Below are 14962 nucleotides of genomic sequence, written 5' to 3'. Positions count from 1 at the left end.
TGTTGCCGGGCGGCTTTCTGCCATGGCTGTTCTCCGCCACTGCCGTCCCGCACCGACGCCTGGACCCGGCGCCGGGAAACGACGCCCGGGGAGGAACGTCGCCGCATGCTCAGAGCGATCGGTCTGGACGAGACGGACGAGTCGGCGTACCGGGCACTGGTGTCCGTGGGCGCCGCCGACGTACCCGATCTCGCGCGGCGGCTCACGCTCGGGGAGTACGACACGGAGCGGGTCCTGCGCCGGCTGGAGCGGCACGGTCTCGCGGCCCGGTCCCCGGCCCGGCCCGGCCGCTGGGTGGCCGCACCGCCCGGAGCGGCCCTGGGCGCGCTGCTCGCCCGGCAGCGGCACGAACTGGACAATGCCGAGCTCGCGGCCAAGCTCCTCGCCGACGAGTACCGGGCTGCCGCCACCGAGCCCGCCGTGCACGACCTGGTCGAGGTGGTGACCGGCGCGGCGGCGGTCACGCAGCGGTGCCTGCAACTCCGGCTGGGCGCGAGCGAGGAGGTGTGCGCGCTGGTCACCGGGAACCCGGCGGTCGTCCCCGGGGTGGAGACCGACGCCGAAGAGCAGACCGTGGACCGAGGCGTGCGCTACCGCGCGGTCGTCGAGCGGGCCGTCCTCGACCTGCCCCACGGGGTCACCGAGCTGTCCGCCGCGCTCGGCCGGGACGAGCGGGTGCGGGTGGCGGACCGGGTACCGACGAAGCTGGTGATCGCCGACCGGACGCTCGCCATGGTCCCGCTCACCTCGCGCACCGCCGAGCCCGCCGCCCTGGTGGTACACGCGAGCGGGCTCCTGGAGCTGCTGTCGGGCCTGTTCGAGTCGGTGTGGCGGGACGCGCTGCCCCTCCGCCTCGGCGGCGGCCCGATCACGGAGGACATACCGGACGGCCCCGACGCCACCGACCTGGAGATCCTCTCCCTGCTGCTCGTCGGCCTGACCGACACGAGCGTCGCCAAACAGCTCGACCTGGGCCTGAGGACCGTACAGCGCCGGGTGAAGCGCCTGATGGAGCTGACCGGCGTGACGACCCGGCTGCAGCTGGGCTGGCACGCGTACGAGCGGGGCTGGGTGACCCGGGAGGAGCAGCGCTGACCCGCGCGTTCTCCCGTGCTCCGGCACCCTGGGCAGATGGGAGCGTGGGAACTCCTGCTGGTCGGCGTGGTCATCCTGGTCGGCCTGTGCGGAGTGCTGGTGCCCGGGGTGCCGGGGTCCTGGTTCGTGTGGGCCGGGGTCCTGTGGTGGGCGCTGACCGACGCGCGGACGGCCGCCTGGATCGTGCTCGTCGGCGCCACCGTGGTGCTGCTCCTCTCCCAGGCGGTCCGCTGGGGCCTGCCGCCCAGACGGTTCCGCGAGGGCGAGGCCACCCCCCGAATGGGGGTGTACGCCGGAACCGGCGCACTCCTCGGCTTCCTCCTGATCCCGGTGATCGGCGCGATCCCCGGCTTCGTCGCCGGCCTCTACCTCGCCGAACGGCTCCGCCTCGGCCGCCACGGCGAGGCCTGGGCCGCCGTGCGCACGGTGATGCGCTCGGGCGGCTCCAGCGTGCTGGCGGAGCTGCTCGCCTGCCTGATCGTGGCGGCCGCGTGGGTGGGGGCGGTGATCTGGACGTAGTACGCGCAGCAGCCCTCCTGCGTCACCTGCGGGGAGCGGCCGCCGCGGTCACGTCGGCCAGGGCGACCGTGTCGGCCATCGCCTTCATGCCCGCGTCGTTGAAGTGGAGGTGGTCACCGGGGTCGTAGGCGGTGCGGATGCGGTCCGGCCGGCCGGGGTCACGGACGGCCCGGTCGAAGTCCGCGACCGCGTCGAAGATCCCGCCGGTGCGGATGAGGGTGTTGACCGCCTGACGGACCCGTTCGCGGGCCTCCGTGTAGGAGCGGTGGCCGCGGTACGGGGTGATCGTGCCGCCGATGACGTGGACCCCACGGGCGTGGGCGCGGCTCACGATCTGCCGGTACGCCGCCTCGAACACGGCCGGGTCGATGGCGTTCGGGGCGTCCTTGATGTCGTTGATGCCCACCATGACGACCAGCGTGCGCACCCCGGCGCGGGACAGGGCGTCGGCGTCCAGCCGTTCCAGGGCGCTCGGGCCCACGCCGGTGCGCAGGAGCCGGTTGCCGGAGATCCCGGCGTTCAGGACGCCGAGCCGGCGGTGCGCGGGCAGGGTGCGCAGGCGCTCGGCGAGGCGGTCGGGCCAGCGGCGGTTGGCGCTGAACGTGGAGCCGTTGCCGTCCGTGATCGAGTCGCCCAGTGCCACGACACTGCCCGCGGCGGGCGAGCCGAGCACGTCCACACCGGTCACGTAGTACCAGTTGCCGATGGTCTCCGTGTACGCCATGCCGTCCTCGTCGGCTGCCCGGTCGCCCGCCCTGGCGACGAAGTTGGCCTGGAGGGCGGTGCGGTGGTAGGTCGCCGGGCCGGAGTCGACCGGGGTGTGGAGGGTGACGAGGAGGTTGCTGTTCTCCGGGATGCGCAGCTCGACGGGGTCGGTGACCCTCTCCTCACCCGCCGGGATCGTAACCGTCCGGGCCCCGCCGAAGGTGGCCGTACGCATCGACCCGGGGACCGCGTCGGGGCTCTTGGGTGCCTCTTCCCACTGCAACGCGACGGTGACGCCGCCGAGTCGCAGGGGTTCGGACCCGAGCCGGTTCGACACCCGGACCCGGGCGGCCGTACCGCCGACGCTGACGTGCACGACGTTCCGGATGGAGGCGCCGGGGAGGGCGGGGGCCGTACCGGAGGCGGCGGCTGCCCAGGTGCCGGTCCAGCGCTGGGAGGCGGGGGTGGCGGGGGACGCGGAGGCTGTGGGGGTGGCGGGGGCGGTGCTCGCGGTGAGGGCGAGGGCCAGGCCGGCCACCAGGGTGACGAGGAGATGCCGGGCGGAGAACGCGCGGGTCATGTGGGCTTACCCTTCGCTCAGTTGAAGCGACGCAAGCCTCGCACCGCGCATCCCGCCACCCTCGCCTCTGCCGCGCGCCGTCACACCTTTGGGTGCACATGTTCTACTCCGGCCGCCCTACCGCCGCTCCCTCCAAGGTGAGCAACCGCACCTTCCGGTCGAGCCCGCCCGCGTAGCCCGTGAGCGACCCGTCCGCGCCGATGACCCGGTGACAGGGCCGGACGATGAGCAACGGGTTGGCGCCGATGGCACCGCCGACCGCCCGGACGGCGGCGCGGGACGCACCGATCCGCGCGCCGATCTCGCCGTACGTGGTGGTCCGCCCATACGGCACGTCGTCCAGCGCGGCCCAGACCCGCTCCCGGAAGTCGCTGCCGCGGGTGCTCAACTCCAGCTCGAAGTCCTTGAGTTCACCGGCGAAGTACGCGGCGAGCTGTTCCTCGGCCGCCCGGAAGAGGTGCGGGGCGTGCCGCCACTCGGGCTGCGGGGTCCGGCCGCCCTTCTGGCCGGGCACGGAGAGGGAGGTCAGGGCGCCGGACTCGTCGGCGGTGAGGAGGAGTCGGCCGACGGGGCTGTCGACGTGGGTGTAGGAGGTGGTGGCGTGGTGGGTGTTCACGGTCGGCCTTCTTCCCGTTCCGGTTCTCGTTCTTGTGCCCGGTCGCCCGCTGCCCCGAGGTGTTGGAGGGCGTAGGAGCGCCAGGGACGCCAGTTGTCGGGGATGTCCTCGTCGGGCGGTGCGACGTCCGGGTCGCCGAGGGCGCGGGTGCGGATCACGGCGACGGCGCGGGCGTCCATGCCGGGCAGCGCGAGGAGCGCGGCTCGGGCGTCGTCCCGGTCGGCACCCGGGTCGAGGCGCAGGGTGCCGTCGGCGAGGGCGGTGGTGAGGGCGCCGAGGGTGCCGCCGGTGTGGGCGAGGGCGGACGGTTCGGGGAACACATGGGTGAGCGTGCCGCACGGGGCGTCCAGCGTCTTGCCGTACGCCTGTACCAGGCGCTCGGCCTGTGCCGTGCCCACGAGGGCGCGTACCGCCAGTTCGTCCGGATCGGCGGCGCCGGGCGACCGCAGGCCGGGCCTGGCCGCGACCAGCGGGGCGAGGCGCGGATCGGCGCCGAGACGCTCGTCGACGGCGTACGGATCGGCGTCGAGGTCGAACAGGCGCCGTAGCCGCTGGACGGCGGTGGTGAGGTCGCGGGGGTCGGTGAGGTGGAGCCGGGCGTCGAGCCAGCCACCGGGGTGGCCCTTCGCGCCGGTCCCCCGCCCCGGCCCGCCCGCCCGTTCGTCGACCGCGGCGACCGCGGTGCCGTACGGCAGCCGCAGGGTGCGCCGGTAGGTGCGGGCGCCCCGGGCGCCGCTCAGCTCCTCGATGCCCAAGGCCGCCTCCTCGGCCAGCAGGTCGAAGACGGCGGTGGACTGGTACGGGCCCCGATACGCGAGCCGCAGCTGGATGCCCGCGGCCGGGATGCCCGCGGCCGGGATGCCCGCGGCCGGGGTGGCCGCCCGCCGCCGGGTGGACCCGCGGCGGGGTGCGGCGGCGCGCAGCTCGGTGGGTGTGGCGTCGTACACGGCCCGGATCGTGTCGTTGAACTGCCGCACACTGGCGAACCCGGACGCGAAGGCGGTCTCCGTGACCGGCAGCTCGGTGGTCTGCAACAGCACCCGCGCGGTGTGCGCCCGCTGCGCCCGGGCCAGCGCGACGGGCCCGGCGCCGAGTTCGGCGGTGAGCTGCCGCTGGACCTGCCGTGCGCTGTACCCCAGCCGCACGGCGAGCCCGGCGACACCCTCCCGGTCGACGACGCCGTCCCCGATCAGCCGCATCGCCCGGCCCACGACGTCCGCCCGTACGTTCCACTCGGCCGACCCCGGCACCGAGTCCGGCCGGCACCGCCGGCACGCCCGGAACCCCGAGCTCTGCGCGGCGGCGGCCGTCGCGTAGAACCGCACGTTCTGCCGCTTGGGCGTCACCGCCGGGCAGCTCGGCCGGCAGTAGATCCCCGTCGTCTCGACGGCGAAGAAGAACTGCCCGTCGAACCGGGCATCCCTGCTCCGCACCGCCTCGTACCTGGTCTCTTCGTCGATCACGCCTTCCAGTCTGCGCGACCGCCGGGGACGGGGGCTGGCGGAAATCGGACAGGGCATCCAGCCCGTCCGGCGTTTGAGGACGAGGCCGAAGGCCGACAGTGGGGGTCTGGGGGCGGCAGCCCCCCAGGGAGGGGAACAGGTAAGGGCGGCGGGGGCGAAACCACCCGACGCCCACCCCAGGCACCGGGTGCCCTACCGCCGATGCCCCCTCTTCGCCTCCATCGCCGCGCGCCCCTCCGCCCCCCTCCGCTTCCACTCGCGCCGCATCTCGGCGCGCATCCGCGCATCGCTCTTGGACACGATCCACTGGTTCTCGCGCAGCAGCTTGCGATAGCTGTCGAGCCGCCGCTGCGGCAGCTCACCGGACTCGACGGCGCCCAGCACCGCACACCCCGGCTCGGCCGCGTGGGCGCAGTCGTGGAACCGGCACTCCGCCGCCAGTTCCTCGATCTCGGAGAACACCTGGCCGACCCCGGTCTCGGCGTCCCAGAGCCCCACGCCCCGCAGCCCCGGCGTGTCGATGAGGACACCGCCGCCCGGGAGTACGAGCAGGTTGCGCGTGGTCGTCGTATGGCGGCCCTTGCCGTCCATGTCCCGCGTGGCCTGTACGTCCATGACGTCCTCGCCGAGCAGCGCGTTGGCGAGGGTCGACTTGCCCGCGCCGGACTGACCGAGCAGGACGGACGTACCGCCGGAGACGACGGCGGCGAGGACGTCGACGCCGTCCCCGGACGTGGCACTGACCGACAGCACCTCCACGCCCGGCGCTGTCGTCTCCACGTCCCGCACGAGGTGCGCGAGGGTCACCGGGTCCGGCACCAGGTCGGCCTTGGTGAGCACGACCACCGGCTGCGCGCCGGACTCCCAGGCGAGCGCCAGGAAGCGTTCGACCCGGCCGAGGTCGAGTTCCACGGCGAGCGATACGGCGACGAGGGCGTGGTCGACGTTGGCCGCGAGGACCTGTCCCTCTGAGCGCTTGGACGACGTGGACCGTACGAACGCCGTGCGCCGGGGCAGCAGCGTGCGTACGTAGCGCGGATCGCCGCCTTCGGGATCGACGGCGCCCCAGTCCCCCGTGCACACGACCTTCATCGGGTCGCGCGGCACGACGAACTCGGTGTCGGCCCGCGCGGTGCCGGCCGGCGTGACGACATCGCACTGGCCCCGGTCGACCCGTACGACACGGCCGGGCAGGAGACCCCGCTCGGCATAGGGGGCGAACTCGGCCTCCCAGCCCTCGTCCCAGCCGTACGGGGCGAGCGGGTGCGACGAAACAGAGGAAGCCGAAAGAGAGGAGAAATTCAAGGGAAACCCTTCACAAGGGCGGCCCCGGCCGCGCGCTCGACGAGCGCGCCGATCAAAGACGATCAAAGAGAGGAGGTCAGCCGGCGGCCACGGAGGTGGAGTGGACGAACTTCTGGATGCGGGCAGCGCCCATCACGGAGACAGCCATCGGTCACACCTCCCGTTCTTCGAACTCGTGGCTCTTCACTCGGCCGACCTCGGCGGCAGCCGACGGTCGCCGCGAGATTCGCACTCACCTTAAGGAGTGCGTGCGGCCGTGCGCCACTGAATTTCCCGTGCCTTGCGACAACTCGCCTTACGAGAACGCGCCTTACGAGAGTCTGACGCGGTCCCTGTTACCCACCCGCCGCATCACTCCCACTGGTCACTCTTGTCCCGTCGGCCGCACAGAGAGCGCAGACAGCGAGAGAGCAGCGAGAGAGCAGCGAGAGAGCAAGGAGCCAGATGTGAACACCCACAGCGCCCGCCGAGGCCACCGCGCGAAGTCCAAGTCGCGCCGCATCATGATCGGCGGCGGTGCCCTCGCCACCGCCGTGGCGGCCACGGTGGCCGTGTCCGTGGCGTCGGCCGACCAGTACGCCGGTACCGCGGCCGGGGCCGATCACGCCGTGTTCGTGCAGGGCAACGAGTTGGACGGCAACACCATCCATGTGTTCGCACGGGACGACCACGGCAGGCTGAAACCGGCGGGTACCTACGAGACCGGCGGCCAGGGCGGTGACCAGATCGACGCCCCCACCGACTCACTGGCCTCGCAGGGCTCGCTCGTCTACGACGACCGTTCGGGGATGCTGCTCGCGGTCAACGCGGGCAGCGGCACGGTGACGTCGTTCCGGGTCGAGGGGCAGGAGCTGAAGGACCGCCAGGTCGTGGACTCCGGTGGGGAGTTCCCGGCCAGCATCGCGGTGCGCGGGAGGGTCGCGTACGTCATGAACGCGGGCGGTGAGGGCAGCGTCCAGGGCTTCCGGATCACCGAGGAGGGGCTCAGGCCGTTGCGCGGGTCCCACCGCTCACTGGGGCTGGACAACGAGGACATACCCCGCTTCGACACCTCGCCCGGCGAGGTCGAGTTCACTCCGGACGGACGCAATCTGGTGGTCACCACCAAGGGCAACAACACCGTCGAGGTGTTCCCGATGAAGCGCAACGGTCTCCCGGCCGTCGCCGAGCCGGTCGTCAACGAGTCCGTGGGCGGGGTGCCGTTCGCGATCTCCTTCGACGGGACCGGAAAGCGGATGCTGGTCGCCGAGGCCGAGAAGTCCACGGTCACCACGTACAAGGTGAAGCGCGACGGCAAACTGAAGGTCCTTCAGCAGCCGCTGGCCAACGGCCAGGAGACCCTGTGCTGGCTGGAGCGCGCCGGCAACTACTTCTACGGCGGAAACACCGGCAACTCCACCGTCACCGGCTACCGCATGGACGAACACGGCAGGCTGGCGCTGACCAACGACGTCGGCATCGCGACCCCGCCCTCCGCCAACTCCCAGGGCGTGATCGACCTCGCCGTGACGGAGGACGAGAGGTTCGTCTACGTCCAGAACGCCGTCTCCGGCACCGTCGACGGCTTCCGCGTCGAGGCCGACGGCTCCCTCACCAAGGTGACGACGGCCGAGGGCCTGCCCGTCTTCGAGGAGTCCGGCATGGAGGGCATCGCCGCGGTGTGAGCCGGGCGAGCCGCTCCGGCCACGCCCCATGCCCGGGTGGCAGCCCCGCGCCCCTTCGTGGGACCGGCTGCCACCCGGGCAGTGCCGATCCTGGCGATGAGACGCAACTCACATGAACCGATGCGGTTTTTACCCGCAGCGGTGATTGTTTCCCGTGTTGCATCCGTATTCCCACCCGACCGATGTACCGCCCCGACACACATGGTCCGCCCAGGCGCGGCGGCCGCCGGGGCGGCCCACCCCTGCAAGGAGGCCCGATGCCCATCTCGCGGAACATGGGAACCGTCCTCGTCAGCGGCGCCCTGCTGCTGACCGTCGGCGCGCTCGCCTACCCCGCGACGCTCGGGATCGTGAACAGCGCGACGGACTCGGAACGCATCGTCGACCACGACAACCCCTACGGGCCCCTGACCGAGGCCGACCGCGACTTCGTCGTCCAGGTGCGCGCCGCCGGGCTGTGGGAGTACCCCCTGGGCGAGATGGCCATGGAACGCGGCACCACCCCGGAGATGAGGGAAGCAGGCGAGCACCTCGTCGTCGGGCACGCCGGCCTCGACGAGATGTGCCGCAGGATCGCCCCCGAGCTGGAGATCACCCTGCCCAACCAGGCCAGCCCGCAGCAGGAGCAGTTCGTGGCGAGCGTCGGCGCCGAGTCCGGCATCCAGTTCGACTCCTCCGCCGTCAACATCATGCGCGTCACCCACGGCAAGATCTTCCCCGCCATCGCCAAGATCCGCGCCACCACCAAGAACACGCTGGTCCGCGAGCTCGCCAACCTCGCCAACGACACCGTCCTGGACCACATCACCGTCCTGGAGAAGACCGGCATGGTCAACTTCGACCAGGCCAACTTCCAGCAGACCGCCGCGCCCAAGCTCCCCGAGGACATGACCACCCCGCCCCCGCCCCAGCGCGGGGCCCCCGTCGTCGTCCTCACGCCCCGCCCCGATCTGGACGTCAACACCAGGAACCCGTCGCCGCCCACCCCCACAGCCGCCTCGACGAACGCCGGATGACCGGCCCCCGGCCCGCCCACGGCGACCCGGCACCCACCACGGGTTCAGCCGCGGGCCACGGCGCGGCCGAGCCTGAAGGCGCGTACGACCGCGAGCGCGCACCCGGCGGCGAGGGCTGCGGCCGTCGCGGAGAGGTCGCGCAGCGGCTTCGTCCTGGCCGCCCCGGTCTCCACGCCCCGCGGCGGCACCCGGCCCTCCGGGTCGTACACGACCGCGAGCGCGTCGCCCGGCTGGGTGCCACGGCCGCAGCCGCGCCAGATGCGGACCCCCAGCGGTACTCCGTGGCGGTCGGCCACCGAGCAGAGATAGCGGTCGCGCCCGGTGGGTGTCAGTCGGCCGCCCTCGACCGACGTGACCACCACGGACTGCACCTGGCCCCGCTCCGCCAGGACCACACCCGCGGCGACCTGCGGAGCCTGGGTCGCCAGGGCCACACCGAGCACGGCGACGATGCCGATCAGCGCCCGTCCGGCCCGTACGACGGCGAGATGGAGGGCGAGCGCGGCGACGCAGAGCAGGCCCGCCTCACCACTGGCGAGCGCGGGCACGCCGGTCCAGGCACCGGCGACCGCCGCGCCGACGATCGTCGCGGCGCCCAGGGCGCCCGTGAGGAGCCCTTTTCCGGCCAGCCGCCACGGGGGCAGGCCGACGAACTCCGCGGGACCCCAGACCGTGGCCCTCAGGTGGGCCATCAGGTCCGGCTCCACCGCCGGTGACGGTGGGCGCAGCCGCTGTATGCGCATCTCCACCCCCAGCGTTCGTCCGTGTTCGAGAGCCTTCGCGTCCTGATGCTCCCGGCGGTCGCCCGCGCCGCTCGTTTCCCTTGCATTATGCAAAACGCGCCGGGGTCATCAGGGTGCTGCCGTCGCATTCGTCGCACTCGTCGACCTGATCGCCCAGCCGTCCCCCCTGGCCTCCCCCGCCTCAACACCATCGCCCTGCTGGAAAGGGGCAGACGATGCCGGATTCCGGCAGTGAAGGGTGCGTCCACGTGCGCGGAGCTGGCATATCAATGCCGCGTCAGCAACGTGTAGGGTGCCAACCGGTGTGCCGGGAAGCCTGGTCGGCGGTCTTGAGACAAGTCTCTCAGGACTCTTTTTTCTCTCCACCTCATCGCCGATCGGGGGTTGTGGTCATGGTGCTCGTCGTGGTCTTCGGAGTGGCACTGCTCATAGCGGTGCTTTTGTCCGGTCTCGCGGCCCGAACCGTGCTGTCCACCTCGTTCCTCTTCCTGGTCGGCGGTGCGCTCGTCAGCGACGGGTTCCTCGGGCTGATCCACATCACGGCGGACAGCGAGATGGTGTCCGTGACGGCCGACCTGGCCCTGTTCGCGGTGCTGTTCACCGACGGTATGCACGTCTCCTTCCCCGCGCTGCGCGCCAACTGGAAGAACCCGGCGCGCGCCCTCGGGCTCGGCATGCCGCTCGCGTTCGTCGGTATGGCGCTGATCACGCACTTCCTGGTCGGCCTGGACTGGACGACGTCGTTCCTGGTCGGCGCGGTTCTGGCGCCGACCGACCCGGTGTTCGCCTCGGCAATCGTGGGCCGCAAGGAGGTCCCGGCGAAGCTGCGCCAGTTGCTGAACGTGGAGAGCGGCATCAACGACGGGCTCGCGCTGCCGGTGGTCCTCATCTTCATCGCCGCGGCCGGGCCGACCCGTGGGCACGTCGAGTCCTCGCTGCCGATGATCCTGCTGGAGCTGGTCCTCGGGCTGGTCTTCGGTGTCGCCATTCCGCTGGCCGTCATCGCGCTCGTACGGTTCCGGTTGCTGGGCGCCGAGCCCAAGCTTCAGCCGCTGCTGCCGCTGGCGATCGGTGTGACCCTCTACGCGACCTGCCACCTCACGCACGCCAACCCCTACCTGGCGGCGTTCTCCGCGGGTGCCATCCTCACCGCCTACTCGCCGGAGGCGAAGGAGGCGTTCGAGCCGCTCGGTGAGGCGCTGGCCGAGCTGGCCAAGTTCGCGGCGCTGCTGGTCTTCGGCGCGCTGCTGACCCCGTCGCTCTTCGGTGACCTGTCCTTCGGCGGCTATGTCGTGGTCGTCCTCGCCATCCTGCTGATCCGCCCGGCCTCGCTGCTGCTCTCCCTGATCGGGACCCGGTTCACCCGGCAGGAGAAGCTGGTGGGGGCCTGGTTCGGCCCGAAGGGCTTCGCGTCGGTGGTGTACGGGCTGCTGGTGCTGCAGGCCGGGATCCCGCAGGGCCAGGAGGCGTTCACTCTCATCGCCGTGTGCATCGCTTTCTCGATCATCGCGCACAGCAGCACCGACGTACCCATCGCCCGCCTCTTCCACGTCGACGAACTGGTCGCCGCGGACGAGAACGGCGACAAGGGCGAGAAGGGCGAGAAGGATGACACGGGCGATAACGAACCCCGTAACGCCACGAAGGAGACCGGCCCTGTCGGCGCGTGACCTTCGTCGGGTCCCCGCCCGTCCCTGTCCGATGACAGCGGCGGGGCCCTGCAGACGGGCGGCGGCCTGACAGCCGCCCGTCTGCAGGAACGACTCATCGAACGACGCATCGGAGAAACGTGAACGGCTGGGAGAGTTGGGCGGCTATCGCCGTCTTCGTGGCGACGTACGCCCTGATCATCAGCGAGAAGATCCACCGTGTGGCCGCCGCGCTGGGCGGCGCCGCGCTGATGCTGGCGATCGGGGCGACCGACGACGAATCGGCGTTCTACTCCGAGCACAGCGGTGTCGACTGGAACGTCATCTTCCTGCTCATGGGCATGATGATGATCGTCGGTGTGCTGAAGACGACCGGCATGTTCGAATACCTGGCGATCTGGGCCGTGAAACGGGCGCAGGCCAAACCCTTCCGGGTGATGGTCATGCTCGTCGTCATCACCGCCGTGGCCTCGGCGCTGCTCGACAACGTCACCACGGTCCTGCTGATCGCCCCGGTCACCCTGCTGGTCTGCGAGCGGCTCTCGCTGCCCGCCGCCCCGTTCCTGATCGCCGAGGTGCTGGCCTCGAACATCGGCGGCATGGCGACCCTGGTCGGTGACCCGCCCAACATCATCATCGCCAGCCGCGCGGACCTGAGCTTCAACGACTTCCTGATCCACCTGGCACCGCTGTCCGTGATCCTGATCGTGGTGCTCGTGGCGCTGTGCCGCTTCCTGTTCCGCAAGGCCTTCGTCTACGACGAGAACCGCGCCGCCGAGGTCATGGCGCTGGAGGAGCGCGAGGCCATCGAGAACCCGCGCCTGCTCGTCCAGGGCCTCGTCATCCTCGCCCTGGTCGTCGCCGGGTTCGTGCTCCACCCGGTGCTGCACTACGAGCCCAGCGTCGTCGCCCTGCTCGGCGCCGGCCTGCTCGTCGCGGTCTCCACCGCGGAGACCGGTGAGGTCCTCCGCGAGGTCGAGTGGCCCACTCTGGCCTTCTTCGCCGGTCTGTTCATCATGATCGGCGGTCTGATCGAGACCGGCGTCATCGGTGAGATCTCCCAGTCCCTGGCCGGCGCGATCGGCGACAACGAGATGGGGGGGCTCGATGCTCCTGCTCGGCGCCTCTGCGGCGCTGTCCGGCATCGTGGACAACATCCCGTACGTCGCCACGATGGCCCCGATCACCAGCGACCTCGTGGGCGCGATGAGCGGGGACGGCACCCACGTCATGTGGTGGGCGCTGGCCATCGGCGCCGACCTCGGCGGCAACGCCACCGCCATCGGCGCCAGCGCCAACGTCGTCGTGCTCGGCATCGCCGAGCGCAACCGCCAGCCCATCTCCTTCTGGCAGTTCACCAAGTACGGCCTGATCGTCACCGCCGTCACCGTCGGGCTCTCCATCGTGTACGTCTGGCTGCGCTACTTCGCCCTGGCCTGACGGGGAAGAACCCGGCAAGGAAGTAAAGGGAAGCAGAAGACGACGACGAGGACGTGAGGGGCGGCATGGCCGTGTTTCCTCTTCAGGCACGCGAGGCCCCGCGGCCGGGGCACATGATCGTGTGCGGTGACGACGCGCTCGCCGAGCGACTGGCCGCCGAGCTGCGCGCGGTGTACCGGGAGCGGGTCACCCTGGTCGTGCCGTCCGCCCGGCGGGCCGACCCCGCCGCCGGGCCTGCCGCCCGGGCCTCCGCCCTGCTCGGCCGGGTGCAGGCCGCCGTGAACCGCTCGTCGGGCACCCTCCCCGACGGGGAACCTCAGGCCCCACGGCTCCTGGAGGCGCCCGACCTCGACGAGGAGACCCTCGCCGAGGCGGGCGCACGGGAGGCCGCCGCGCTGGCGCTGGTGTACGACGACGACGAGGTCAACATCCGTGCCGCGCTGGCCGCCCGCCGGCTCAACCCCCGGCTGCGCCTGGTGATCCGGCTCTACAACCGCAAGCTCGGCCAGCACCTGGAGGAACTGCTCGACCAGGCCGCCGCGCTCGCCGTACCCGGCTTGGACCCGGAGGCCCTGGACACCTCCACCACGGTCCTGTCGGACGCGGACACGGCGGCGCCCGCGCTGGCGGCCACGGCGGTCGCGGGCACCAGCAAGGTCGTACAGGCCGACGGGTTGCTGCTGCGTGCCGTGGAGCGCACCCCGCCCGGCCCCGGCGAGACGGCCGACCCCGGTCTGTGCACGCTGGCCCTGCTGTCGTCGACCACCAACGACCCGGCGGGCGCGGAGGGTTCGGACGCCAGCGGGCAGGAGGGGCCGACGCTGCTGCCCGACGACCGTACGGTGGCCGCCGCCACCGACCGCGGCACGGTGGTCCTGGAGACCGTCGCCCACACGGGGTCCACTCCCCCGCCCGGCCGCCTCGTGGGCCGGGGGCTGCCGTTCGGACGCCTGTTCTCACCCCGGCTGCGCTGGTCGCTGGCCGGGCTCGTGACGGCCGTACTGGGGCTGGCCGTGGCGACCTGGCTGACCACCGGCGGGCATCCGCTGCACGCCGGGTACGTCACCCTGCTCGACCTGTTCGCCATCAACGACCCGGCGCTCGACGATCCCACGGCCCGCCAGGTGCTCCAACTACTCTCCGGGCTGGCCGGGTTGCTGCTCCTGCCCGTTCTGCTCGCCGCCGTCCTGGAGGCGCTCGGCACCTTCCGTACCGTCTCGGCGCTGCGCCGCCCGCCCCGCGGACTGTCCGGCCACGTCGTGCTGCTCGGCCTCGGCAAGGTCGGCACCCGGGTGCTGGGCCGGCTCCAGGAACTCGGCATCCCCGTGGTGTGCGTCGAGGAGGAACCGGAGGCGCGCGGCATCCCGCTCGCCCGGCGGCTGCGCGTGCCCACCGTCATAGGCGATGTCACCCAGGAAGGCGTCCTGGAGTCCGCCCGGATCGAGCACGCCCACTCCCTGCTCGCGCTCACCAGCAGCGACACCACGAACCTGGAGGCGGCGCTCTACGCGCGCTCGGTCAAGCCGGAGCTGCGCGTGGCGCTGCGGCTGTACGACGACGACTTCGCCGCGGCGGTCTACCGCACCCTGCGCGCCGCCCACCCCCATGCCCTCACCCGCAGCCGCAGCGTCTCCACCCTCGCCGCGCCCGCCTTCGCCGGGGCCATGATGGGCCGGCAGATCCTGGGGGCCATCCCCGTCGAACGCCGTGTGCTGCTCTTCGCGGCCCTCGCCGTCGGCGGGCACCCTCAGCTGGAGGGGCGCACGGTCGCCGAGTCGTTCCGCGCCGGGTCCTGGCGTGTCCTCGCCCTGGACTCCTCGGCACCGGACGAACGCCTGCCCGACCTCGCCGCCACCCCGGTCCCCGACGGGGCCGTCCAGTCGGCCGGTCTGCTCTGGGACCTGCACCCCGGCTACGTCCTGCGCCCCCAGGACCGGGTGGTCCTCGCCGCCACCCGCCAGGGCCTGGCGGAACTGCTCGGCCGGCACCCCCGGCTGCGGTCGCGGCCGACCGACGCGTAGGCCACCGTGGGGGTCCTCGGGGTTCCTCCCCTGTGCTCTCGGCCGCGGTGACCATGGCGTATGTTTCGTGTCCATGGCCTGGCACGTACACGTTTTTCCGTACGACGCCGAGCACAGGAAGTTTCTTCACAGATGACGTACGGATG

11 protein-coding genes and 1 pseudogene are annotated in these 14962 nt (G+C 72.1%); 7 read left to right on the top strand and 5 right to left on the bottom strand.

The window, feature by feature from the left end; all coding sequences use genetic code 11:
* Positions 1–105 precede the first annotated feature (105 nt).
* Positions 106–1095 (top strand): helix-turn-helix domain-containing protein, encoded by a 990-nt coding sequence (locus ACWD3C_RS02990; RefSeq protein ID WP_451139396.1) that lies wholly within the window; start codon positions 106–108, stop codon positions 1093–1095.
* Positions 1096–1131: 36 nt separating this feature from the next.
* On the top strand, positions 1132–1614 hold the full coding sequence (locus ACWD3C_RS02985; protein WP_451139394.1) for a DUF456 domain-containing protein: 483 nt from the start codon (positions 1132–1134) through the stop codon (positions 1612–1614).
* Positions 1615–1636: 22 nt separating this feature from the next.
* On the opposite strand, the gene ACWD3C_RS02980 is transcribed toward ACWD3C_RS02985, so the two are convergent.
* The 4 genes from ACWD3C_RS02980 to rsgA form a co-directional block, all read right to left on the bottom strand.
* Positions 1637–2899, bottom strand: coding sequence for an SGNH/GDSL hydrolase family protein (locus ACWD3C_RS02980; protein WP_451139392.1), 1263 nt, complete (start codon positions 2897–2899; stop codon positions 1637–1639).
* 103 nt (positions 2900–3002) lie between these two features.
* On the bottom strand, positions 3003–3515 hold the full coding sequence (locus tag ACWD3C_RS02975; RefSeq protein ID WP_451139390.1) for a methylated-DNA--[protein]-cysteine S-methyltransferase: 513 nt from the start codon (positions 3513–3515) through the stop codon (positions 3003–3005).
* Positions 3512–4975, bottom strand: coding sequence for a DNA-3-methyladenine glycosylase 2 family protein (locus ACWD3C_RS02970; protein ID WP_451139617.1), 1464 nt, complete (start codon positions 4973–4975; stop codon positions 3512–3514). The genes ACWD3C_RS02975 and ACWD3C_RS02970 overlap by 4 nt, the downstream gene beginning before the upstream one ends.
* 195 nt (positions 4976–5170) lie before the next feature.
* Positions 5171–6283, bottom strand: coding sequence for a ribosome small subunit-dependent GTPase A (gene rsgA / locus ACWD3C_RS02965; protein WP_451139388.1), 1113 nt, complete (start codon positions 6281–6283; stop codon positions 5171–5173).
* A gap of 446 nt (positions 6284–6729) precedes the next feature.
* Between rsgA and ACWD3C_RS02960 the strand changes: the two genes are divergently transcribed.
* A complete protein-coding gene (locus ACWD3C_RS02960; RefSeq protein WP_451139386.1) occupies positions 6730–7947 on the top strand; it encodes a lactonase family protein in 1218 nt (405 codons plus the stop codon).
* Between the two features lie 257 nt (positions 7948–8204).
* Positions 8205–8963 carry a DUF4142 domain-containing protein gene (locus ACWD3C_RS02955; RefSeq protein WP_451139384.1) on the top strand — a complete coding sequence of 253 codons (759 nt, stop codon included), beginning with the start codon at positions 8205–8207 and terminating at the stop codon, positions 8961–8963.
* 44 nt (positions 8964–9007) lie between these two features.
* Here the strand turns inward: ACWD3C_RS02955 and ACWD3C_RS02950 are convergent, their stop codons facing one another.
* The gene (locus ACWD3C_RS02950) at positions 9008–9706 is read right to left on the bottom strand and encodes a hypothetical protein (protein ID WP_451139382.1); all 699 of its coding nucleotides are present in this window, start codon (positions 9704–9706) and stop codon (positions 9008–9010) included.
* 392 nt (positions 9707–10098) lie between these two features.
* Here ACWD3C_RS02950 and ACWD3C_RS02945 point away from each other — a divergent pair, with 392 nt between their 5' ends.
* From ACWD3C_RS02945 to ACWD3C_RS02935, 3 genes and pseudogenes are all read left to right on the top strand, one after another.
* The gene (locus ACWD3C_RS02945) at positions 10099–11376 is read left to right on the top strand and encodes a cation:proton antiporter (RefSeq protein ID WP_451139380.1); all 1278 of its coding nucleotides are present in this window, start codon (positions 10099–10101) and stop codon (positions 11374–11376) included.
* Between the two features lie 119 nt (positions 11377–11495).
* A pseudogene (locus ACWD3C_RS02940) lies at positions 11496–12795 on the top strand (ArsB/NhaD family transporter).
* 65 nt (positions 12796–12860) lie between these two features.
* The gene (locus ACWD3C_RS02935; protein ID WP_451139378.1) at positions 12861–14816 is read left to right on the top strand and encodes an NAD-binding protein; all 1956 of its coding nucleotides are present in this window, start codon (positions 12861–12863) and stop codon (positions 14814–14816) included.
* Positions 14817–14962 lie beyond the last annotated feature (146 nt).

The organism is Streptomyces sp. NPDC002845, assembly GCF_053591955.1.
Note: the sequence above shows the minus strand (reverse complement) of the source record. Positions and strands in the feature narration are given on the sequence as shown.